The sequence below is a fragment of the Bacillus sp. 196mf genome, assembly GCF_003217275.1.
In the GTDB taxonomy this organism is placed as follows: Bacteria; Bacillota; Bacilli; order Bacillales; family Bacillaceae_G; genus Bacillus_A; species Bacillus_A thuringiensis_S.
Genome location: NZ_QJTG01000013.1, coordinates 92,739 through 113,899 on the forward strand (window position 1 = coordinate 92,739; position 21,161 = coordinate 113,899).

Consider the following 21,161-nt stretch of genomic DNA (forward strand, 5'->3'; position numbering starts at 1 on the left):
GATAAACAGATAGAGGGTCTGACCAGAAAACTGGAGGGCATGATTCTATAACAGAAAGTTTAATGTTTATAGAATTATGTCTTTTTATATAGGGAGGGTAGTAAACAGAGATTTCGACAAAAACGCACCGATTTATCTGAATTTTAAGTTTTATAAAAGGAGAGAAATGGAATGAGAAGAAAAGCCCCATTTAAAGTGTTGTCATCATTAGCAATTGCAGCAATTATTGGATGCACATCTGTAATGAGTGCGCCGTTAGCATATGCAGAAACGCCAGCAAAAGAGAAAGAGAATGTGTCTACAACGCCAATTGATTACAATTTAATTCAAGAAGATCGTTTAGCGGAAGCTTTGAAAGAAAGAGGAACAATTAATCCAGCATCTTCTAAAGAAGAGACGAAAAAGGCTGTCGAGCAATATATTGAAAAGAAACAAGGAGATCAGGCGAACAAAGAAATTCTTCCAGATGCTCACTCACAAGAAACGTCTGATTTCACAAAAAAAGTAAAAGAGAAAAAGATGGAAGAAAAGGAAAATGTAAAAAAGACTGAAAAAAATATTAATCTTGAGCAAAAGCCAGAACCAAATAAAAAGCAATTAAATGGGCAAGTTCCAACTTCAAAAGCAAAGCAAGCTCCATATAAAGGATCTGTTCGATCGGATAAAGTATTAGTGCTACTCGTTGAATTTAGTGATTATAAACATAATAATATTGATCAAACACCAGGTTATATGTATTCGAAAGACTTTAGTAGAGAACATTATCAAAAGATGTTGTTCGGTAAGGAGCCTTATACATTATTTGATGGTTCAAAAGTAAAAACGTTTAAACAATACTATGAAGAGCAGTCTGGTGGTAGTTATACGACAGACGGATATGTAACGGAGTGGCTAACAGTTCCAGGAAAAGCATCTGATTATGGAGCTGATGGTAGCAGTGGTCACGATAATAAAGGTCCGAAAGGTGCACGTGATTTAGTGAAAGAAGCTTTGCATGCAGCTGCTGAGAAAGGACTAGATTTATCTCAGTTTGATCAGTTTGATAGATATGATACAAACGGGGATGGGAATCAAAATGAACCTGACGGTGTAATTGATCATTTAATGGTAATCCATGCTGGTGTTGGTCAAGAAGCAGGTGGTGGTAAATTAGGTGATGATGCGATCTGGTCACATCGTTCAAAATTAGCAGTAGATCCAGTAGCGATTGAAGGTACAAAATCAAAAGTAGATTACTTTGGTGGAAAAGTAGCAGCACATGATTACACAATTGAACCAGAAGATGGAGCTGTAGGTGTGTTTGCGCATGAATTTGGACATGATCTTGGATTACCAGATGAATATGACACGAAATATACTGGAAATGGTTCACCTGTCGAAGCTTGGTCGTTAATGAGTGGAGGTAGTTGGACAGGAAAAATCGCAGGAACGGAGCCGACAAGTTTTTCACCACAAAATAAAGACTTCTTACAAAAGAATATGGGTGGCAACTGGGCAAAAATATTAGAAGTAGATTACGATAAAATTAAGAGTGGTGTGGGAGTTCCTACCTATATTGATCAAAGTGTTACGAAATCAAATCGTCCAGGCGTTGTACGTGTTAACTTACCAGGTAAAAGTGTTGAAACGATTAAACCGGAGTTTGGAAAGCATGCATACTATAGTACAAGAGGCGATGATATGCATACAACGTTAGAGACACCTTTCTTTGATTTAACAAAAGGAACAAATGCAAAATTCGATTATAAAGCAAATTATGAGTTAGAAGCAGAGTGCGATTTCGTCGAAGTACATGCAGTAACAGAAGATGGAACGAAGACGTTAATTGATAGACTTGGAGAAAAAGTCGTCCAAGGAGATAAAGATACAACAGATGGGAAATGGATTGATAAATCATATGATTTAAGTCAATTTAAAGGCAAAAAAGTGAAACTACAATTAGACTATATTACAGATCCGGCTGTAACATATAAAGGTTTTGCGATGGACAATGTAAATGTAACTGTTGATGGACAAGTTGTATTTTCTGATGATGCAGAAGGACAGTCTAAAATGAATTTAAATGGTTTTGTTGTTTCTGATGGGACAGAGAAGAAAGCTCATTATTACTACTTAGAGTGGAGAAACTATGCGGGATCAGATAATGGTTTAAAAGCAGGAAAAGGTCCAGTGTATAATACAGGTCTTGTCGTTTGGTATGCAGATGATAGTTTCAAAGATAACTGGGTTGGGGTGCATCCAGGTGAAGGATTCCTTGGTGTTGTAGATTCTCATCCAGAAGCGCTAGTTGGTAATTTAAACGGAAAACCAGCATACGGTAATACGGGCATGCAAATTGCAGATGCTGCATTTTCATTTGATAAAACACCAGCATGGAGTGTAAATTCATTAACACGTGGTCAGTTTAACTATTCTGGATTACAAGGTGTTACAACTTTTGATGATTCAAAAGTATATAGTAACAAGCAAATTGCAGATGCAGGAAGAAAAGTTCCAAACCTTGGACTTAAATTCCAAGTTGTTGGACAGGCAGAAGATAAATCGGCAGGCGCTGTTTGGATTAAACGTTAATAACATAAAAGCACATTCTTCATATGAAGAGTGTGCTTTTTAATTTGTACAGTAAGTTATTATTTTAGTTTATGTAATACAAGTGTTTATTCATGTGTAGTGTATCAAATTATGTGGGGAAAGGAAATATTTCCGAGGAAATTGTCGAAGTATCGTCGGTATTTATAAACTTTCTTTTTAAAAGAAGCGATGTATTATTGCCTTTACGGCTCAATTTATTTACATTGTTATTTGGTTATACACAAAAGTAATATATTGGGCAAAAAAGAGTTCTATTCAATAGGGCTCTTTTTATAGATAGAAAGGAGTAAGCGATAAATGAAAGAAGTTATTGAATGTCCACAGTGTGAAGGGGATATTACTGTACAGCATATTATTGATCTCCCGCATCCTTTTTCATTAAGGTGTCCACATTGTAAGGTGAAGTTGAAAGAAATCAGGGTAACGCCATGTTTAATATTAGCGGTGATTTGTATAATTCCATTGTTTATTATTATTGGAGAGAGTATTAAGGAATTACTAGTAAAATATTTTTCTATTGTAGACAATGTACCAACTGTACTTATTTTCTTTTTATTTTGTTATCCATTGTATTATTTCTATGAAAAATATAATGCTATATTGTTTATTAAATATGGTTTGCTGAAAGTTAAATTGAATAGGAGATTATCATTATGCTTTGGAAAATATATTTAGTTATTGTAGCAATGTTAGCTATTATTTCGTTAGTAAGGGGTATGTTTCAAACACCAATTCAAAAGTTTGACTTTGTAGTATCTATTATTACGTGGATAGGGCTTTTTGGTTTTGTATTTGATATACAAATATTAACCTCAATTGTTTGGAAATGTATCTTCTTGTTTAGCGTCATTTGGACTTTAACTGCAGTTTTTGTTTTTCGTTTATATGAAGAGCGAGATGAGCCATTACCTTTTATATTTAAATTAATTGGCATTATTCCAACGCTTCCATTATATTACGGATTATATCAATATGCATTTTAAAAAAGACAACGATGGATTATCCCATCATTGTCTTTTTTACTTTGCTTCTTACATAAATCATCCCAGCAAATGTTAATAAAAATGCTGTCCCGATAATGAAGCTGATGCTAGGTGATGCTCCGATTGCGCCGACTGTAAAGGAGCCAGCAACAACTCCTAATGAGAAGAAGGCATAAAATAATCCGAATGCCTTTCCACGATTATCGTCTGTAGTATTTTCAACGAGTAAAGCGTTAATAGACGGAAAGAGGATTGCGAATCCAATTCCATAAATCATCATTACGATAAAGAGCATACCTTTTGTAGCAAATAATCCGAGTAAAGATAATGCGAATGCCATAACTGCAATTCCGATTAGCATTAGTTTCGAACGATTAAATCGATCGTAAATACGATTTGTTGGAAGCAAGAAGAAGAGGATAGCAGTTATACCGAATACACTTAACATCATGCCTGTTGTGGATGCTTTAAGCGCTAATGCCTCAACTTTTACTGGTAACATATAAGTGACAATTCCTTGTGAAAACATTAATGTGAAAGCACCAATATATGCTTGTAATAACGGTTCTGATTTTAAAAGTTCAACCATATCTTCTTTGTTCATCATTTGCGTTCTTGATGTATCTTTTCTTGATACGTTATTTGGTAAGAAGAATAGAGATACGATCGTACCAAGAGCCATTAAAATAGAAATAGTAATGAAGACCCACTCTACGCCAGCTGTTGCTTTCATAATACCGCTGAAAGCAGGTCCTACGATTGCGGCTGTTCCAACAGCAGCACCAGATAGAGCCATTGCTTTTCCTTGTCTTTTTGCATTTGTTTGTTTTGATAAAAATGTAAAGGCAGCAGGAATTAAAAAGCCATCACTAAATCCATGCATAAAGCGCACAACTAATAGTTGTTCACCACTTTGAACAACGGTGTATAACAAGACTATGAAACTCGTAATTCCCATGCTTATATAAAGGATTTTTTTTGCACCAAATTTATCGACAGCGGCTCCAGCAATAATATTACCGATCATATTAGCGAATGAGTACATACCGACAACTAGACCGATAATAAGAGGAGTTCCTCCAAGGCTTTGAGCGAAAGTACTCATAATAGGTAATTGTGAAAATGTATCTAAAAATGCCACGATAACGATAAAGTAAATAAAATATTTCAAGCGATATTCACCTCTCCTATGCTATTATGGCACAATGCTAATTTCACCTGCAATGAAATTGAATTAACAGATGTGGAAAAAAGTACAAAGTGACAAAATATTGAACGTTATTTGTAAAAAATTAGTGGGAACGTGATTGTTTTTTTGAAATATATGGATAGAAGTATTATAATAGAGTTGTAAACTTCACCAGGTTAAGTATATACATAGAGAGGGATGTATAAAATGAAAGCACTACTTTGGCATAATCAACGTGATGTACGAGTAGAAGAAGTACCAGAACCAACAGTAAAACCAGGAACAGTGAAAATCAAAGTTAAATGGTGTGGTATTTGTGGGACAGACTTGCATGAATATTTAGCAGGGCCTATTTTTATTCCAACAGAAGAACATCCATTAACACATGTGAAAGCACCTGTTATTTTAGGTCATGAGTTTAGTGGTGAGGTAATAGAGATTGGTGAAGGAGTTACATCTCATAAAGTGGGAGACCGCGTTGTTGTAGAGCCAATTTATTCTTGTGGTAAATGTGAAGCTTGTAAACATGGACATTACAATGTTTGTGAACAACTTGTTTTCCACGGTCTTGGCGGAGAAGGCGGCGGTTTCTCTGAATATACAGTAGTACCAGAAGATATGGTTCATCACATTCCAGATGAAATGACGTATGAACAAGGTGCGCTTGTAGAACCAGCAGCAGTAGCAGTTCATGCAGTACGTCAAAGTAAATTAAAAGAAGGGGAAGCTGTAGCGGTATTTGGTTGCGGTCCAATTGGACTTCTTGTTATCCAAGCAGCTAAAGCAGCAGGAGCAACTCCTGTTATTGCAGTTGAACTTTCTAAAGAACGTCAAGAGTTAGCGAAATTAGCAGGTGCGGATTATGTATTAAACCCAGCAACTCAAGATGTGTTAGCTGAAATTCGTAACTTAACAAATGGTTTAGGTGTAAATGTTAGCTTTGAAGTAACAGGTGTTGAAGTTGTACTACGCCAAGCGATTGAAAGTACAAGCTTCGAAGGACAAACTGTAATTGTTAGTGTATGGGAAAAAGACGCAACAATTACTCCAAATAACTTAGTATTAAAAGAAAAAGAAGTTATTGGTATTTTAGGATACCGTCACATCTTCCCAGCTGTTATTAAATTGATTAGCTCTGGACAAATTCAAGCAGAGAAATTAATTACGAAAAAAATTACAGTGGATCAAGTTGTTGAAGAAGGATTTGAAGCACTTGTAAAAGATAAAACCCAAGTGAAAATTCTTGTTTCACCTAAATAAGATAGAATCGAAAAAAGTAGCCCTTTTCTAGAAATAGAAGAGGGCTACTTTTTTTCTGTACAGAAAGGTGATAGACTTTCCTGTAACTAAAGGTATTTTGTTTGGAAGGGGAAGTCTAATGCTTTCATTTATATTGACATTGAAACGGATGCTAAAAGCTTGTTTGCGAGCATGGAAAGATAAAGAATTTCAAGTGTTATTCGTATTAACAATTTTGACATTAATATCTGGTACAATCTTTTATAGTACAGTGGAGGGGTTACGTCCTCTGGATGCTTTATATTTTAGCGTTGTGACGCTGACTACTGTCGGTGATGGGCAATTTAGTCCCCAAACTGACTTCGGAAAGATATTTACGATATTATACATATTTATAGGGATCGGATTAGTGTTTGGATTTATACATAAGTTGGCAGTTAATGTACAATTGCCAAGTATATTATCGAATAGAAAAAAAGAGTAAAGCATGTGGGTGCTTTACTCTTTTTTTACATTAGTTTAGACAAGCCTTAATAATAGTTTATTAAAATGAAAGTGTATTCATTCATTATATTCACTATGTATAAAGTTATAATGATATGAACATTTGTATATTTTAATTTAGTGATAGAAATTTCGTGAAAGGTGGGATATTCTAGTCATAGGTTAACCGGACGACATCATAGGATCCTAACAAAATGTTTACAATAATTCAATTATAAAATGGAGGATTTTATATGAAAAAGAAAGTACTTGCTTTAGCGGCAGCTATTACATTAGTTGCTCCATTACAAAGTGTTGCATTTGCTCATGAAAATGATGGGGGACAGAGATTTGGAGTTATTCCGCGCTGGTCTGCTGAAGATAAACATAAAGAAGGCGTGAATTCTCATTTATGGATTGTAAACCGTGCAATTGATATTATGTCTCGTAATACAACACTTGTAAAACAAGATCGAGTTGCACTATTAAATGAATGGCGTACTGAGTTAGAGAACGGTATTTATGCTGCTGACTATGAAAATCCTTATTATGATAATAGCACATTTGCTTCACATTTCTATGACCCTGACAATGGGAAAACTTATATTCCGTATGCAAAGCAGGCAAAGGAAACTGGAGCTAAATATTTTAAATTAGCTGGTGAGTCTTACAAAAATAAAGATATGAAACAAGCATTCTTCTATTTAGGATTATCTCTTCATTATTTAGGGGATGTAAACCAACCAATGCATGCGGCAAACTTTACGAACCTTTCGTATCCACAAGGATTCCATTCTAAATATGAAAACTTTGTAGATACGATAAAAGATAATTATAAAGTAACGGATGGAAATGGGTATTGGAACTGGAAAGGTACGAATCCAGAAGATTGGATTCATGGAGCGGCAGTAGTTGCGAAACAAGATTACGCTGGCATTGTAAATGATAATACGAAAGATTGGTTCGTAAGAGCAGCTGTATCACAAGAATATGCAGATAAATGGCGCGCTGAAGTTACACCAATGACAGGTAAGCGTTTAATGGATGCACAACGTGTTACTGCTGGATACATTCAGCTTTGGTTTGATACGTACGGAAATCGTTAAGTATTTGAAAAAGGTCAAATCTCAGAATAGAGTATTTGGCCTTTTTATTACTATACAATACATGGAGGTATGAAACGTGAAAGGTAAATTGCTAAAAGGTGTACTTAGCTTAGGGGTTGGTTTAGGAGCTTTATATAGCGGAACTTCAGCTCAAGCAGAAGCATCTACAAATCAAAATGATACATTAAAAGTGATGACGCATAATGTATATATGCTATCAACAAACTTATATCCAAACTGGGGACAAACTGAGCGTGCTGATTTAATCGGGGCGGCAGATTATATAAAGAATCAAGATGTTGTTATATTAAATGAAGTGTTTGATAATAGTGCTTCAGATCGTTTATTAGGCAATTTGAAGAAAGAATATCCAAATCAAACAGCAGTATTAGGTCGTAGTAGTGGAAGCGAATGGGATAAAACGTTAGGAAACTATTCATCTTCAACTCCTGAAGATGGTGGCGTTGCGATTGTGAGCAAATGGCCAATCGCTGAAAAGATTCAATATGTATTTGCAAAAGGATGCGGGCCAGATAATTTATCGAATAAAGGATTTGTATACACGAAAATTAAGAAAAATGATCGTTTCGTTCACGTGATTGGGACGCATTTGCAGGCTGAAGATAGTATGTGCGGAAAAACTTCACCAGCATCTGTACGTACGAACCAATTAAAAGAAATTCAAGATTTTATTAAAAATAAAAATATACCAAATAATGAGTATGTGTTAATTGGTGGTGATATGAACGTAAATAAGATAAATGCAGAGAACAATAATGATTCAGAGTATGCATCTATGTTTAAAACATTGAACGCTTCTGTACCATCTTATACTGGACATACAGCGACTTGGGATGCAACGACAAACAGTATTGCAAAATATAATTTCCCTGATAGTCCTGCCGAATATTTAGATTATATTATTGCAAGCAAAGACCATGCGAACCCATCGTATATAGAGAATAAGGTGTTACAGCCGAAATCTCCACAATGGACTGTTACATCGTGGTTCCAAAAATATACGTATAATGATTACTCTGATCATTATCCAGTAGAGGCGACTATTTCTATGAAGTAGTTTCAAAAAGTTTCTTCGTAAAGAAGAAACTTTTTTTATTTGCAAACAGGAAAATCATACTTTCTTTCCAATATGTATAAGACATATTGAAAAGAGGAGAGAAAAATGTGGATCGAGGAATTTTTAAAGAAGTTCCATTACCTTGTGCATTTTTGGATGAAGTGGCTTTAGATAGAAATATTCAATCGATTATAGAGTTAAGTGGAAATAAGAAGATTCGTATAGCGAGTAAATCGTTACGTTCTGTTCCGATTATGCAAAAGATTTTAGCTGCAAATGATCGATTTCAAGGTATTATGTGCTTTTCACCTAGAGAGGTTTTATTTTTAATAGAACAAGGATTTAATGATTTATTGCTCGGATATCCTGCTTATGATGAAAGAGCTTTGTGTGAAATTAGTTTGCTAACAAAGAAAGGTTTCATTATAACTTGTATGGTGGATTGTGAAGAGCATATTGTGTATTTAGAAAAAATTGCTGAGAAATCTAGAGGATGTTTTCGTGTTTGTTTGGATATTGATATGAGTAGTCGTTTCTTTCAATTTCATTTTGGTGTACAAAGATCCCCAGTAAAAAATGTGCAGGATGCGTTGAAAGTAGTAGAAAAGGTGAGAAGGTCATCATATTTAATGTTAGATGGTGTGATGGGTTATGAAGCTCAAATTGCTGGGGTGGGAGACCATATACCGAATCAATGGCTGAAGAGTAAAGTGATTTCGTATTTAAAGCAGAAATCAGTGCTAGAAGTGAAAGAAAGAAGAGAATATATTGTAAAAGCAATACAAAAACTTGGTATTGAGCTAAGGTTTGTAAATGGAGGCGGAACAGGAAGCATAAAAACAACTGAGAAAGATAATTCAGTTTCAGAGATTACAATAGGTTCTGCTTTTTATTCTCCGAAGCTGTTTGATTATTATAAAGAGGTGAAATTTCATCCAGCGGTCGGATTTGCTTTACCAGTTGTGCGTAAACCAGTCCCGTTTATTTACACTTGCCTAGGTGGTGGATATATTGCTTCAGGAGCAGTTGGAAAAGATAAAGAGCCTGAAGTTTGGAGACCGAAGGGTGCAAAACTATTAGCTTTAGAAGGTGCTGGCGAGGTACAAACGCCAATTTTTTATAGCGGCGAGGAACGAGTGGATATAGGAGAGTCCATTTTGTTTCGTCATAGTAAGGCTGGTGAATTATGTGAGCGCTTTCCTTTTTTGTATCGTGTTAAAAAAGGAGAGATTGTTGGGGAGTATTCAACATATCGGGGGGATGGCCAATGCTTTCTATAAAGGGACAAAAGTGGAGGAATTGGACAGGGAATGTAGAAGGAACGCCGCATTATACGATGTATCCAGAAAGTATACAAGATGTAGTAGAAGTAGTGGGGCTTGCACGAAAAAAGGGGCGGGAAATTCGTGTTGTTGGTTCAGGACACTCGTTTACACCCCTTGTGCAAACCGAAGAAGTTTTAGTTTCTTTAGATGAATTGAAGGGCATTGTGAATATTGATGAAGAGAAGATGGTCGCTGAAGTGTGGGCAGGAACAAAGTTATATGATTTAGGGAAGTTACTTGAGGAAAAAGGTTATGCGCAAGAAAATTTAGGGGATATTGATTCACAATCTATTGCAGGAGCGATTAGTACGGGGACTCATGGAACGGGTATTACCTTTGGGAGTTTATCAACACAAGTTATAGAGATTACGGCCGTTTTATCTAATGGTGAGAGTATAGTTTGTTCGGAAGCTGAGAACGTAGAATATTGGAGAGCGTTTCAGTTGTCACTTGGAATGTTAGGTATCATTGTAAAGATAAAATTGAAGGTTATTCCAGCGTATTCACTCGTTTATGAAAGTGAAAAACAGTCATTATCTACTGTAATGAACAAACTAGAAGAGTATAAGAAGCATCGTCACTTTGAATTTTTCGTTTTTCCTTATTCTGATGAAGTACAAGTAAAACTTACGAACGAAACAACGAATACAGGCAGTGATTTGAAATGGCATAAACTAAAGGTGGAGTTACTTGAAAATAGGATGTTCTCTTTGCTATCTAAAGGGTGTAAATGGTTTCCTTCTATAAGTAAAGGAGTGAGTCGATTATCAGCTAAGGCTGTACCAAACACAAAAATAATTGGCCCGAGCTATGAAGTATTTGCTACATCACGTACGGTACCATTTTATGAAATGGAGTATAGCATTCCTTCAAAGTATATGAGGACTGTGGTAGAAGAAATCTCAAATCTTATTGAAAAGAAAAAGTATAAGGTGCACTTCCCGATCGAATGCCGCTATGTGAAGGGTGATGATATATGGCTTAGTCCAGCCTATGGAAGAGATTCAGCGTATATCGCTGTTCATATGTATAAAGGTATGAAATATGCTGCTTACTTTGGCGAAGTGGAAAAAATTTTTCTGAAGTATGAAGGGCGTCCGCATTGGGGGAAAATGCATACATTATCGTATGAGCAATTACAAGATATATATCCAGAGTTTCATTCGTTTTTACAGGCGAGGAAGTCTCTAGATGAACTTGGAATGTTTTTTAATCCTTATGCAGAAAAGTTATTTATCCCGCTATTTGCCGGGCAGTAAGACCCCCACTGATTAAAGTTTCACATTATGTATATAAAAAAGCTGACAAATAATTATTTGTCAGCTTTTTTTAGTGTAATTGCATTTCTTGTATGACTAATATGTTCATAAAATAGTAGTTTATCACGGCTAAATACATGCAGTAAAACATGAATAATGAATAGGCCGTTAATGATAAATAGGAATAACAATGTAACGAGTAATACTAAAGGTTCTGTATGATTTAACATAGAGCTACTAGAAAGAATATAATTGATTCCGCCTAACGCAAAATAAAATATACCGTAGCGAATAAATAGTTCTTTTAATGTAATACGATCTGATTTTCCTTTCAGATGAATGCGAAGCAATGCTTTCCCAATTGTTTTTCCATTTGTAAAGTATGGAATAAGAATAAAATAAATAAGGATTGAACACGTAATAAAAATGAGTTCATACATATTCGTGTAAGATTGCATATTAGAAACGAAGAAAGAATTTCCTTTGTTTTTAACGACAGGTACGACGATAGATAAGAAAATCCAATCAATTTGCATCGCGATAAGGCGACGAATGAATCCGACTGGTTTCGTTTCTAAATCAATATGACTATCTAACTCATTTGTCTTCGGAAGGAAGTACGTAAATATTGGGGCAATGATAAAACCAATTACGCCACCTAATGTATTTAAAAACAAATCATCGATATCAAATAATCGGTATGCACAATTGTATATACCGTATAATCCAGTCACTTGTGTTAGCTCGAAAAATAGTGAAAGGAAAAAGGAAATGCAAATTGTTTGTAAGAAACTACGTCGGAAATAATAACGTAAGTAAATACCGAATGGAATAGTTAATAGAACATTAAATGCAACTTGTAAAAACGCAGACTCTTTTAATAAGTAGAAATAAGTAGCTGGTTTCGTTAAAACTGCCGATGTATGACTACTAATCTCTTGTATGAAATAAAATGGTGAGAGTTGCATGTGTTGTGTATTAGCTGGTTGTAGGCTACAAGTATCAAACGTTTGTGGTAACGGCAAAATAACAAGAAAATAGGCATTTAATAAGTAAAGTAATAATGAGTATAAAATAAATGAGCGCCATTTATTTAAATAACCGTATTTTCGATAATTAAATATTAAAAAAGGGATTAAAAGAAACATTGCTAAAAAGGGAAATAAAATAAATGCTGTTTTTACTGGAAATAAATATGCAGTCAAAGTAAAACTCCTTTCAATGAAAATTCGTTTATCATTATAGCGCCAAAAATATTTAAATACAAAGTTCAAATCTTTCGAAATAGAAAAAATTACTAATTTTATAGGAATTAAGTTATAATAAATTTAATATGAGGATATTATGATTATAGAAGTTGAGAGAGGGTACAAGAGATGCGATATGAACTTTTTTCTGTAAGTGGGGATCATATTACGACTTTTGAAAGTGCATGGCGTTTTCAGGAGGGAGAACAGATTTTTGTTCATGATGATCAAACAAAAAGAAACTTTATTATTATTCGTCTGACGCATGATGTATTTCAACAAAATAAACATGTTATTCGTTTGTATTGTCAAGAGAAGAAAGTGTATGCATAAGAGAAGCCCTCTTACAGTATGAAAAGTAAGAGGGGCCTTATCTCGTTATTTGTGAACAGCCCGATTGATGAGAGCTGATTAAAGTTCCACTTTATCATTTTTCCCCTCGTAAGGAATAAAAAGAGAAGGGTTAATGTACATAGCTAGCATTTGATTTGGAAGAAAGGATATAGCCTTGTATTTTGTGCTTCAAAGTTACATTTCTTTCTCTTTGAGAAAGCCATGTATGGTAATCTTGTTGTGTTTTCCATAACATACGAATCATATATTCTGCCTTATCATTTGTAGGATGAACATGTGAAAACTCTATGTTAATACAACCGTTCGTTCCTTGAGAAGGATAATATTGTTTAAGCCCATAAAGAAGCTCACTTTCATATCCGTACTTAATATGAATGAGTTTAGTAACAATAAACATATAAACACCTCTTTTACGATAATAGTAGGAAAGATAGCTTTACTATAATAGTGAACTTAAAAGATATCATACTATTCAGAAAATTCAAAGTAAATGATAGATTTTAACTTAATACAGGTATAAAAAAGCGAGTCATCTAGTGTAATAGAATGACTCGCTTTCAATTTGTAAGTTTCATTTTATAAGAAAATAAGAGTAAGTACACCTACGATAATACAATAGAAAGAGAAATATTTTAAATTTCCTTTTGCCATAATGTTCATAAACCATTTTAGTGAAATATACGTCATGATAAATGTTGCGATGAATGCAACAACATATGGCACGAATAATGTGTCTAGATTTGGATCATTTGCAATGTCTGTAATGCTTAACAATAAGCCACCTAAGCTAACAGGAATGTATAGTAAGAATGAAAAGCGAAGAGCTGTTTCTTGCTTCATACCAAGTAACATTGCTGCTACGATTGTGGCACCAGATCGGCTTATTCCGGGAATCAGTGCGCAAGCTTGTGCTAATCCGACGATGATTGCATCTTTCATAGAAAGGTCGCCATCATTTTTACGACCGCGTAAATTTCTAATAATCCAAAGGCCGACAGCAGTAATAAGAAGGGAAATCCCAACCATCTTCACACCTTTTAAGTACTGATCGATGTAATCTTTAAATAAAACACCAATAACACCTGCTGGAATGGTTGCAATAACAAGATAAATAATAAAGAAGAAATCTGATTTTGCGTCTTCTGCTCTTGTAAATATATAAGAGAGACCATTCTTCGTTAGACGAATTAAATCATTTCTATAAATAAGTAATACAGCTAATAATGAAGCTGAATTAACAAGTAGTTCGAAGCTAAACCCTTCTATTTTTAGTCCTAGCAAATGTTGTGCTAAAACGAGATGACCACTTGAAGAAATTGGAATTGGTTCTGTTAGTCCTTGGAACAGACCGAGAATTAAATATTTTAAAACGTAGTAAAATTGTTCCATAATAACCTCCTTGTTTATTAGTTGAAAGAAACAACTTTTCCATTATAACAAAGATATGGATGAATATTGAAAAGAAATAAATATTCGAAATAAAATAAAAATCCCTTATAGCAGTATAAGGGATTTTTATTTTTAATTAAGAATTTACTGTTCCTTGAAGACTTTTAGACAATTGAACATCGACTTTTTCAGCATCATGAATATGATTCATAATAGTAGTATTTAATTTTTGGAACATTTGTTGTGTGTTAGCGAATTCTCGTAATATGTCATCATTACAAGATTTTTGGTTTTCAATAGCCTTAATAACATTTGTAGCACCATTTTGTAACGTTTGAATCATAACTAAAATATTTTCAATTCTAGCGTTTGTATCGGCGCTCATTTCTACACCTTCATCGACTAAATGTAAATTATCTTTTGTGTTATCGTATGCTTTTTCAATTTCTTCTTGAATTTTTTTCGTTAAGTTGCCTATGTTTTTTGTACTTTCTGCTGTACTTTCTGCTAGTTTTCTTACTTCATTGGCAACGACAGCGAATCCTTTACCGTGTTCTCCAGCACGTGCGGCTTCAATACTCGCATTTAAAGCAAGTAAATTTGTTTGTGCTGCAATGTTTTGAATGACTTCTACAATTTGCTCGATTTCCTTTGAGCGTTCGCTTAGATGATTCATACTATTAGACGTGCGTTGGGATTGTTCACCTAATTTATTAATTACAATAAGTAAGCGGTGAACGGATTCTTTTCCTTCATTAGAGCAGTCAATAATTTCTGCAATAGACTGAATTAAGCTTTGTTCCTTTTGTAACATTTCATTATTTAACTCATTGGAATGTGTCGTACGTGTTGAAACATTTTCGAAACATGAACTTAATTGTTGAACTAAATTTTGGAGTGTATTGTGTTGGTTATTTACAAGTTGGTGCTCTTGGACAACGCTTTGTACACGATCGTGGATAGTAGAAATAGTCTCTTGTTTTTCAATATCTTTTTGTTTTAATTCTGCTTCTAATTCTTGTATACGCTCTTCTAATTGAGCAATTGTATGTTGGAGTGATTTCTTTTGAGTAAACATGTATTTATTTCAACCGCCTTCGAAAGTTATATTTTCTCTATATTTGGATTTTAGCATCTTTTGTATTTTTTAAATATAGGAATTGTTAAATATTTAAGAATCTATTACATTTTATTCATAATTCTCTTTTTTTTGTCACGAAAAATAAACTGTATTTAATCGTTTTGTAAACAAACTGTAAAATAAATCATGTATAACTGTATAAGAAGGGAGTCGGATTATGAACTATTTTAAGCGAATCAGTAGTCTAGTATTAGCAGGAATTATCGGTCTTTCTAGTACAGTCGCTGTAAAAGCAGAGTCAAACGACGAGAAACTTAACAACATGCAACAGCAATTGCAACAAAACGATGCAGAAATGCAAAAGAAAGAGCAAGAGAAGCAAGCTGTTAGTAAAGAAATTAAAGGTATCGAAAACGAACTACATAATTTAAATAATACAATTGCAAAAAATAAAGAGGATCAAGCTGCTATTCAACGTAAAATCGATGAAACACATAAGCAGATTGAACAAAAAAAGGAAGAAATTGTCATTTTAGAGGATAAAGTCCTTGCTCGTAAAGATATTATGAGAAAACGTATGGTTTCTGTTCAAAACAGCTCAAATACAAGTTTAGTAGTAGAAGTTGTAGTAGAGTCAAAAAACTTTGCAGACTTCTTACAACGTATGAACGCAGTTTCTACTATTCTAGAAGCTGATAAAGAAATTTTACGTCTACAAGAACAAGATCTTCGTCAAATTGAAGAAGATAAGAAAACAATTGACGAAAAAGAAGCATCTTTAGTAGTAGATAAACAAAAATTAGCAAAAGCGCAAGCTGAACTGCAAGATAACTTGAAAAAACGTCAAGATAACTTACAAACAGTTCAAGCTAAATATAATGAGGTTGCAAGTCAACTTAATTTAGCAGCGGAAGAAAAAGCTAAAATTGAATCAAATATGAAGGCAGTACAAGAAACAATTGCTCGTGAACAAGAAGCAGCAAGAATTGCGGCGGAAGAGCGTGCAAAAGCAGAAGCGGCTGCAAAAGCAGAGCAAGAAGCTTTAGCGAAAGCACAAGCAGAAATTGCTGAAAAGCAAAAGCAAGAAAAAGCTAGTAAACCGGCTGAACCAGTTGCTAATAATAATTCGAAGGTAGAACCTGCAAAACCTGCACAACCTGAACCGTCTTCTAAGCCAACTGCTGGCGGGAAAGAACTTTATGTACATGCAACAGCTTATACAGCAGATCCAGGTGAAAATGGCTATGCACCAGGTCAACAAGTATATTCTGCATGGGGAGGCTATAATCTAACTGCAAACCCAGGAATGAAATTGATTGCGGTGGATCCATCTGTTATCCCATTAGGTTCTCGTGTATATGTTGAAGGATACGGAGAAGCAATTGCAGCAGATACTGGTGGCGCGATTAAAGGTCACAAAATTGATGTTTTAATGCCAGATAAAGCTTCGTCTAGTAAGTGGGGCAGAAAAAATGTTAAGCTTACAATTTTAAACTAAAACGTAATCCAACTTTACAATACGTAAAGTTGGATTTTTTTGTAAGAATAATGTTAAGTTGAGTTTACATTTTGTTAAGGATAGCATACAATAATGGTGAGAGGTGGTAAATTTGACCATTTTAAACAGAGTAAAAGAATTAAGAGCTCGTTTTAACTTTACACAAAGCGTATTAGCAGAAAAGGTTGGAGTAACGAGACAAACAATTGCAGCAATTGAAAAAGGGGATTACGTTCCTTCGTTGTTATTAGCACTTACGATTTGTGATGTGTTTCAGTTAAAGATGGAAGATGTGTTTGTTTTAAATAAGGAGGGGGAAGAGGATGAATAGAATTGTTTTTTCTTATATCATAAACGTGCTTTATACTGCTTTAGCATGCTGGACATTTGTTGAATTTTATAGTGTCATTACAGAGTTAGCAGATATAATTAAAAACGAGAAATTCCCATTTGAAGTATGGTTTAATGGAGTACCATTCATTTTATTATTTATTGGAGCAATTATAGTTACAATTTTTTATAGAATTCAAAAGAAAAAATATAAGAATTTATCTTTTTGGATGTATCCATTATTATTTCCACTAGAAGATGAACGTGAAAAAGCGATTACGGATAAAGCTTGCCGAACAACATTTGTATCGTTATGGTTTGTGTTACCTTGTGCAGTTGGATTTTTAACTTTTTCGCCTATTATTAATGAATATCTTCCTGGATACCCATTATATATTATATTTTCGATTTTCTTTATTCAAATGACAGTATTTCACGTATCACTATACAGAAATAAATTAGCTTAAAAAGAAACCTTCTTGCACCGGCAAGAAGGTTTCTTTTTAAGCTAATACTTGTACATATGGCGATATTATTTTATCATTTTATATAGAGTAAGATTTTGTAAGGGAAAGGAATTGTATATGAATAAGCAAAGAATTTATAGTATAGTAGCAATCCTTCTATTTGTTGTAGGTGGCGTGTTAATTGGAAAGCCATTTTATGATGGATATCAGGCTGAAAAGAAACAGACTGAAAATGTGCAGGCTGTTCAAAAGATGGATTATGAAAAGCATGAGACGGAATTTGTAGATGCTTCCAAAATTAATCAACCAGACTTGGCGGAAGTAGCGAATGCATCATTAGATAAGAAACAAGTAATCGGTCGTATTTCGATTCCAAGTGTTTCAGTAGAACTGCCTGTTTTGAAAGCTTCTACTGAAAAAAACTTATTATCAGGTGCAGCGACAGTAAAAGAGAATCAAGTTATGGGAAAAGGAAATTACGCACTAGCAGGACATAACATGTCTAAAAAAGGTGTTTTGTTTAGTGATATAGCTTCTTTGAAAAGAGGCGATAAAATTTATTTGTATGACAATGAAAATGAATATGAGTATGCGGTTACTGGTGTATCTGAAGTAACTCCTGATAAGTGGGAAGTTGTAGAGGATCATGGGAAAGATGAGATAACGCTTATTACATGTGTATCTGTAAAGGATAATTCTAAGCGTTATGTTGTTGCTGGTGATTTAGTAGGAACGAAGGCGAAGAAGTAAAAAAGAAGGTGAACTCTTTAAAGAGTTCACCTTCTTTTTTACTAATGTTGAGAAATAATAGAATATTTTGGTTGGTATTTAAGTATTCTTCTATTTATGTATAATAAATTTAGAATTCTATATTTTGGGAGGAACAAGAGTGAGACAACAGGTGAAGAAACTTCTTTTAACAACGAGTATAGCGTTATTGGTAGCTCCAATTTCAGCTTATGCGCATCCAGGGCGTACAGATGCTAATGGCGGACATACGTGTCGTACAAATTGTGAGAAATGGGGATTACAGTACGGGGAATATCATTATCACAATAAACCAGCTTCTAGTAGTGGTGCAACGAGCCCAGCTCCTAGCCAGAATAATAATAGTGCTGTAGAAGCTGAGAGACAAGTAGAAGCACAGCGCAATACTGAGGCTGAAAAACAACGTAATGCAGAAGCACAGCGTAAAGATGAAGAAGAGAGACAACGTGTAGCCGAGGAACAAAGAAAAGCTGAAGAGGCACGTAAACAAGAGGAAGCACAGCGCCAAGCTGATATGGAAAAAGGTCAACTTGAAGGTCAAAAGAATGGAGAAACTGATTTTAAAGCAGGGAAAAATGATGCAGAAGTGCATGTAGCTGGAAAATCTGATGCATATAAACAAGCGTTTAAAGCGACTTATGCAGCCGCATGGTCTTTAGAAGAGCAGAAGAAAACGCATTTTGAAAAAGGAAAAGAACAAGGTTTAGCACAAGAGACGATGGACGATAGTCAAGTTGCTCCAGAGTTTAAGGTAAACTTTGCAGACGGGTTCAAAGTAGGGAATAAAGAAAGAGTAGAAAAAATTGAAAAAGAGCAAGCTGAATTAGGGGAAAAGACAGGGAAAGAATTAGCTGAAAAGAATCCTGGAAATAGAGAGAAAGAAGTATACGTGAAGGCATATGAAACAGCGTATGAAAAAGGCTATAAATCTACAAAAAAGGCAGTAGAAAAAGCTGGCTATAAGTATGCATTTGAAAACTATGATTTAAAAGTTCCTGCTAAGTATGAAAGAAATGAATTGTTAAAGAAATGGTTTACTGAAGGATTTAAATCGAATAAAAAAGCAGCGGAAATTCGAGAAGAAGGGTATAAAAAGGGAGACAGCTGGTTCTCATTTTTCTATAAGAGTTTCGTACCAAGTGAATATAAAGAACATAAAGAGCTGTACGAACAAGCAATAGAAAAAGGTAAAACGGCATAAAAAAGATGAGGAGAAATTCCTCATCTTTTTTAATCCATCCATTTTACTAATTTCTTAGAAATTAATAATAAAACACAACCTAATACAATTGCCACAGCGCCAATAACTGTGAATACTTCAGCGTATCCAAGTGAAGTTGTGAAGCTTGCAAGTTGTCCGCCTAAAATGTTGGCGATACCTGAACTTGCTAGCCATACACCCATTAGTAAAGATGCTAATTTTACCGGAGCAAGCGCACTAACCATTGATAGTCCGACAGGTGATAAGAATAGCTCACCTAACGTATGGAAAAGATACGTAAAGACGATAAATAGTAAGTTTGCTTTTTCTGTAATGTTATGTTCATCACTACCTGTTTTTAATGTAGCGATAACGAGAATGATATAACCGATACCGAGCAAGATCATCCCAAGTCCCATTTTAGTTGGGATTTTTAAATCACCCTGCTTGCGAGTTGCAAGTTTTGCCCATAATGCAGAAATGACTGGAGCAAGTAAAATAATAAATAATGGATTGACCGATTGGAACCAAGATGTTGGAACTTCCCATCCGAACACAGAGCGGTCTACAAATTTGTTTGTATATAATGTTAATGAGCTACCAGCTTGTTCAAAGCCAGCCCAGAAGAAGACAACGAAGCATGTTAAAATGACGATAACTGCGGTACGTTGTTTTTCTTTTTTTGTTAACGGTGTATCTCCTACTGATGGTTGTCCAGCAGCTGTTTGTAAATCGCGAGTTGGTTTTTTACCGATATTACCAAGGAAGCGATTTGAGAGTGTTGTAAATAAAATTTGTCCAATGATCATTCCGATTGAAGCGGCTAAGAAACCGTAACGGAATCCGTAATGTACAACGCCATCAACTGTTGTTTTGAATAAATTTTCTGATAAAAATCCGCAAACGAGTGGAGCTAAAAATGACCCGACGTTAATACCCATATAGAAAATGGTAAATGCACTATCACGTTTTGGGTCGTTCTCTTCGTATAATTCTCCAACCAGTGTAGAGATGTTCGGTTTGAAGAATCCGTTACCGATAATAATAAGCGCTAATCCGAGGTATAGGCCTAATTGGTTTTGCAAGGCAAATAGTGTAAGGTTACCGATTGCCATTGTTATACCACCAATTGTGATTGCTTTTCGTCTACCTAGAAAACGGTCTGTTAAGTAACCACCAATCATTGGTGTGAAATAACAGGCTCCAGTATAAAATCCGTAAATAGAGAGTGCCCATGCGGGACTAAACCCAAGACCACCGCTTACTAAAGCTGTCGTTAAATATAATGTTAATAATCCTCGTAATCCATAGTAACTAAATCTTTCCCACATTTCTGTAAAGAAGAGTAAGTATAAACCTGGAGGATGTTTCTTTTTTCTTTGTTGTTCTCTTTCTAGTTGTATCGCTGATTCCATGTTATTTTCCTCCTGACACAAACAAAAACAAAGTTAATAATTTTGTACATTTAATATTTTACCTTATTAACTATTATAAGTCAATAAAGGTTGATTTTTCAGAAGAAATTGGAAAAAGGGAATAGCTATAGAAGGGGTGTTTCTTTTGTGATAGACT

At 34.6% G+C, this 21,161-nt stretch carries 20 protein-coding genes and 1 pseudogene; 15 read left to right on the forward strand and 6 right to left on the reverse strand.

Annotated elements, in window-relative coordinates:
• Positions 1 to 171 precede the first annotated feature (171 nt).
• From inhA2 to ATL10_RS18445, 3 genes are all read left to right on the forward strand, one after another.
• The gene (gene inhA2 / locus ATL10_RS18435; RefSeq protein WP_001252976.1) at positions 172 to 2,571 is read left to right on the forward strand and encodes a M6 family metalloprotease immune inhibitor InhA2; all 2,400 of its coding nucleotides are present in this window, start codon (positions 172 to 174) and stop codon (positions 2,569 to 2,571) included.
• A gap of 318 nt (positions 2,572 to 2,889) precedes the next feature.
• A complete protein-coding gene (locus ATL10_RS18440; RefSeq protein ID WP_098284475.1) occupies positions 2,890 to 3,267 on the forward strand; it encodes a hypothetical protein in 378 nt (125 codons plus the stop codon).
• Entirely contained in the window at positions 3,246 to 3,575 is a 330-nt protein-coding gene (locus tag ATL10_RS18445) for a hypothetical protein (RefSeq protein WP_000964465.1), read from the forward strand. The genes ATL10_RS18440 and ATL10_RS18445 overlap by 22 nt, the downstream gene beginning before the upstream one ends.
• A gap of 16 nt (positions 3,576 to 3,591) precedes the next feature.
• On the opposite strand, the gene ATL10_RS18450 is transcribed toward ATL10_RS18445, so the two are convergent.
• Complete coding sequence (locus ATL10_RS18450) at positions 3,592 to 4,746, reverse strand: MFS transporter (protein ID WP_000873271.1); 1,155 nt, start codon at positions 4,744 to 4,746, stop codon at positions 3,592 to 3,594.
• Between the two features lie 225 nt (positions 4,747 to 4,971).
• Between ATL10_RS18450 and bdhA the strand changes: the two genes are divergently transcribed.
• From bdhA to ATL10_RS18480, 6 genes are all read left to right on the forward strand, one after another.
• Positions 4,972 to 6,024 (forward strand): (R,R)-butanediol dehydrogenase, encoded by a 1,053-nt coding sequence (gene bdhA / locus ATL10_RS18455; RefSeq protein WP_000645827.1) that lies wholly within the window; start codon positions 4,972 to 4,974, stop codon positions 6,022 to 6,024.
• Positions 6,025 to 6,142: 118 nt separating this feature from the next.
• The gene (locus ATL10_RS18460) at positions 6,143 to 6,487 is read left to right on the forward strand and encodes a potassium channel family protein (protein WP_000948035.1); all 345 of its coding nucleotides are present in this window, start codon (positions 6,143 to 6,145) and stop codon (positions 6,485 to 6,487) included.
• A 253-nt stretch (positions 6,488 to 6,740) separates the two neighbouring features.
• On the forward strand, positions 6,741 to 7,592 hold the full coding sequence (cerA, locus tag ATL10_RS18465; protein WP_000730997.1) for a phospholipase CerA: 852 nt from the start codon (positions 6,741 to 6,743) through the stop codon (positions 7,590 to 7,592).
• A gap of 76 nt (positions 7,593 to 7,668) precedes the next feature.
• Entirely contained in the window at positions 7,669 to 8,670 is a 1,002-nt protein-coding gene (sph, locus tag ATL10_RS18470) for a sphingomyelinase C (RefSeq protein WP_000676799.1), read from the forward strand.
• A 107-nt stretch (positions 8,671 to 8,777) separates the two neighbouring features.
• Positions 8,778 to 9,950 carry an amino acid deaminase/aldolase gene (locus tag ATL10_RS18475; protein ID WP_000373758.1) on the forward strand — a complete coding sequence of 391 codons (1,173 nt, stop codon included), beginning with the start codon at positions 8,778 to 8,780 and terminating at the stop codon, positions 9,948 to 9,950.
• Positions 9,938 to 11,254 (forward strand): D-arabinono-1,4-lactone oxidase, encoded by a 1,317-nt coding sequence (locus ATL10_RS18480; protein ID WP_110497306.1) that lies wholly within the window; start codon positions 9,938 to 9,940, stop codon positions 11,252 to 11,254. Before ATL10_RS18475 ends, ATL10_RS18480 begins: the two co-directional genes overlap by 13 nt.
• A 53-nt stretch (positions 11,255 to 11,307) precedes the next feature.
• Here ATL10_RS18480 and ATL10_RS18485 read toward each other — a convergent pair whose 3' ends face one another.
• Positions 11,308 to 12,459, reverse strand: coding sequence for a VanZ family protein (locus tag ATL10_RS18485; protein ID WP_000128016.1), 1,152 nt, complete (start codon positions 12,457 to 12,459; stop codon positions 11,308 to 11,310).
• Between the two features lie 171 nt (positions 12,460 to 12,630).
• On the opposite strand from ATL10_RS18485, the gene ATL10_RS18490 reads away from it, so the two are divergent.
• Positions 12,631 to 12,834: a hypothetical protein gene (locus tag ATL10_RS18490; RefSeq protein ID WP_001268332.1), complete on the forward strand. Its 204-nt coding sequence runs from the start codon at positions 12,631 to 12,633 to the stop codon at positions 12,832 to 12,834.
• Between the two features lie 130 nt (positions 12,835 to 12,964).
• On the opposite strand, the gene ATL10_RS18495 is transcribed toward ATL10_RS18490, so the two are convergent.
• From ATL10_RS18495 to ATL10_RS32370, 3 genes and pseudogenes are all read right to left on the reverse strand, one after another.
• Positions 12,965 to 13,252, reverse strand: coding sequence for an antibiotic biosynthesis monooxygenase (locus tag ATL10_RS18495; RefSeq protein WP_110497308.1), 288 nt, complete (start codon positions 13,250 to 13,252; stop codon positions 12,965 to 12,967).
• 179 nt (positions 13,253 to 13,431) lie between these two features.
• A complete protein-coding gene (locus tag ATL10_RS18500; protein ID WP_000434794.1) occupies positions 13,432 to 14,244 on the reverse strand; it encodes an undecaprenyl-diphosphate phosphatase in 813 nt (270 codons plus the stop codon).
• A gap of 136 nt (positions 14,245 to 14,380) precedes the next feature.
• Positions 14,381 to 14,911 (reverse strand): annotated as a pseudogene (locus ATL10_RS32370) (methyl-accepting chemotaxis protein); the annotation flags it as partial.
• 631 nt (positions 14,912 to 15,542) lie between these two features.
• On the opposite strand from ATL10_RS32370, the gene ATL10_RS18510 reads away from it, so the two are divergent.
• The 5 genes from ATL10_RS18510 (at position 15,543) to ATL10_RS18530 (ending at position 19,589) form a co-directional block, all read left to right on the forward strand.
• Complete coding sequence (locus tag ATL10_RS18510; protein ID WP_110497310.1) at positions 15,543 to 16,823, forward strand: 3D domain-containing protein; 1,281 nt, start codon at positions 15,543 to 15,545, stop codon at positions 16,821 to 16,823.
• A gap of 112 nt (positions 16,824 to 16,935) precedes the next feature.
• Positions 16,936 to 17,154, forward strand: coding sequence for a helix-turn-helix transcriptional regulator (locus ATL10_RS18515; RefSeq protein ID WP_000154019.1), 219 nt, complete (start codon positions 16,936 to 16,938; stop codon positions 17,152 to 17,154).
• The gene (locus ATL10_RS18520; RefSeq protein ID WP_001080041.1) at positions 17,147 to 17,620 is read left to right on the forward strand and encodes a DUF2178 domain-containing protein; all 474 of its coding nucleotides are present in this window, start codon (positions 17,147 to 17,149) and stop codon (positions 17,618 to 17,620) included. The genes ATL10_RS18515 and ATL10_RS18520 overlap by 8 nt, the downstream gene beginning before the upstream one ends.
• A 117-nt stretch (positions 17,621 to 17,737) precedes the next feature.
• A complete protein-coding gene (locus ATL10_RS18525) occupies positions 17,738 to 18,370 on the forward strand; it encodes a class A sortase (RefSeq protein WP_001041728.1) in 633 nt (210 codons plus the stop codon).
• A gap of 139 nt (positions 18,371 to 18,509) precedes the next feature.
• Complete coding sequence (locus ATL10_RS18530) at positions 18,510 to 19,589, forward strand: YHYH domain-containing protein (protein WP_098508331.1); 1,080 nt, start codon at positions 18,510 to 18,512, stop codon at positions 19,587 to 19,589.
• 29 nt (positions 19,590 to 19,618) lie between these two features.
• Here the strand turns inward: ATL10_RS18530 and ATL10_RS18535 are convergent, their stop codons facing one another.
• Positions 19,619 to 21,004 carry a peptide MFS transporter gene (locus ATL10_RS18535; RefSeq protein WP_000443143.1) on the reverse strand — a complete coding sequence of 462 codons (1,386 nt, stop codon included), beginning with the start codon at positions 21,002 to 21,004 and terminating at the stop codon, positions 19,619 to 19,621.
• Between the last annotated feature and the right edge of the window lie 157 nt (positions 21,005 to 21,161).

Coding starts and splice junctions, on each gene's coding strand:
- inhA2 (WP_001252976.1), top strand. CDS start 172: ATGAGAAGAAAAGCCCCATTTAAAGTGTTGTCATCATTAGCAATTGCA.
- ATL10_RS18440 (WP_098284475.1), top strand. CDS start 2,890: ATGAAAGAAGTTATTGAATGTCCACAGTGTGAAGGGGATATTACTGTA.
- ATL10_RS18445 (WP_000964465.1), top strand. CDS start 3,246: ATGCTTTGGAAAATATATTTAGTTATTGTAGCAATGTTAGCTATTATT.
- bdhA (WP_000645827.1), top strand. CDS start 4,972: ATGAAAGCACTACTTTGGCATAATCAACGTGATGTACGAGTAGAAGAA.
- ATL10_RS18460 (WP_000948035.1), top strand. CDS start 6,143: ATGCTTTCATTTATATTGACATTGAAACGGATGCTAAAAGCTTGTTTG.
- cerA (WP_000730997.1), top strand. CDS start 6,741: ATGAAAAAGAAAGTACTTGCTTTAGCGGCAGCTATTACATTAGTTGCT.
- ATL10_RS18480 (WP_110497306.1), top strand. CDS start 9,938: ATGCTTTCTATAAAGGGACAAAAGTGGAGGAATTGGACAGGGAATGTA.
- ATL10_RS18490 (WP_001268332.1), top strand. CDS start 12,631: ATGCGATATGAACTTTTTTCTGTAAGTGGGGATCATATTACGACTTTT.
- ATL10_RS18495 (WP_110497308.1), bottom strand. CDS start 13,252: ATGTTTATTGTTACTAAACTCATTCATATTAAGTACGGATATGAAAGT.
- ATL10_RS18500 (WP_000434794.1), bottom strand. CDS start 14,244: ATGGAACAATTTTACTACGTTTTAAAATATTTAATTCTCGGTCTGTTC.
- ATL10_RS18510 (WP_110497310.1), top strand. CDS start 15,543: ATGAACTATTTTAAGCGAATCAGTAGTCTAGTATTAGCAGGAATTATC.
- ATL10_RS18520 (WP_001080041.1), top strand. CDS start 17,147: ATGAATAGAATTGTTTTTTCTTATATCATAAACGTGCTTTATACTGCT.
- ATL10_RS18525 (WP_001041728.1), top strand. CDS start 17,738: ATGAATAAGCAAAGAATTTATAGTATAGTAGCAATCCTTCTATTTGTT.
- ATL10_RS18535 (WP_000443143.1), bottom strand. CDS start 21,004: ATGGAATCAGCGATACAACTAGAAAGAGAACAACAAAGAAAAAAGAAA.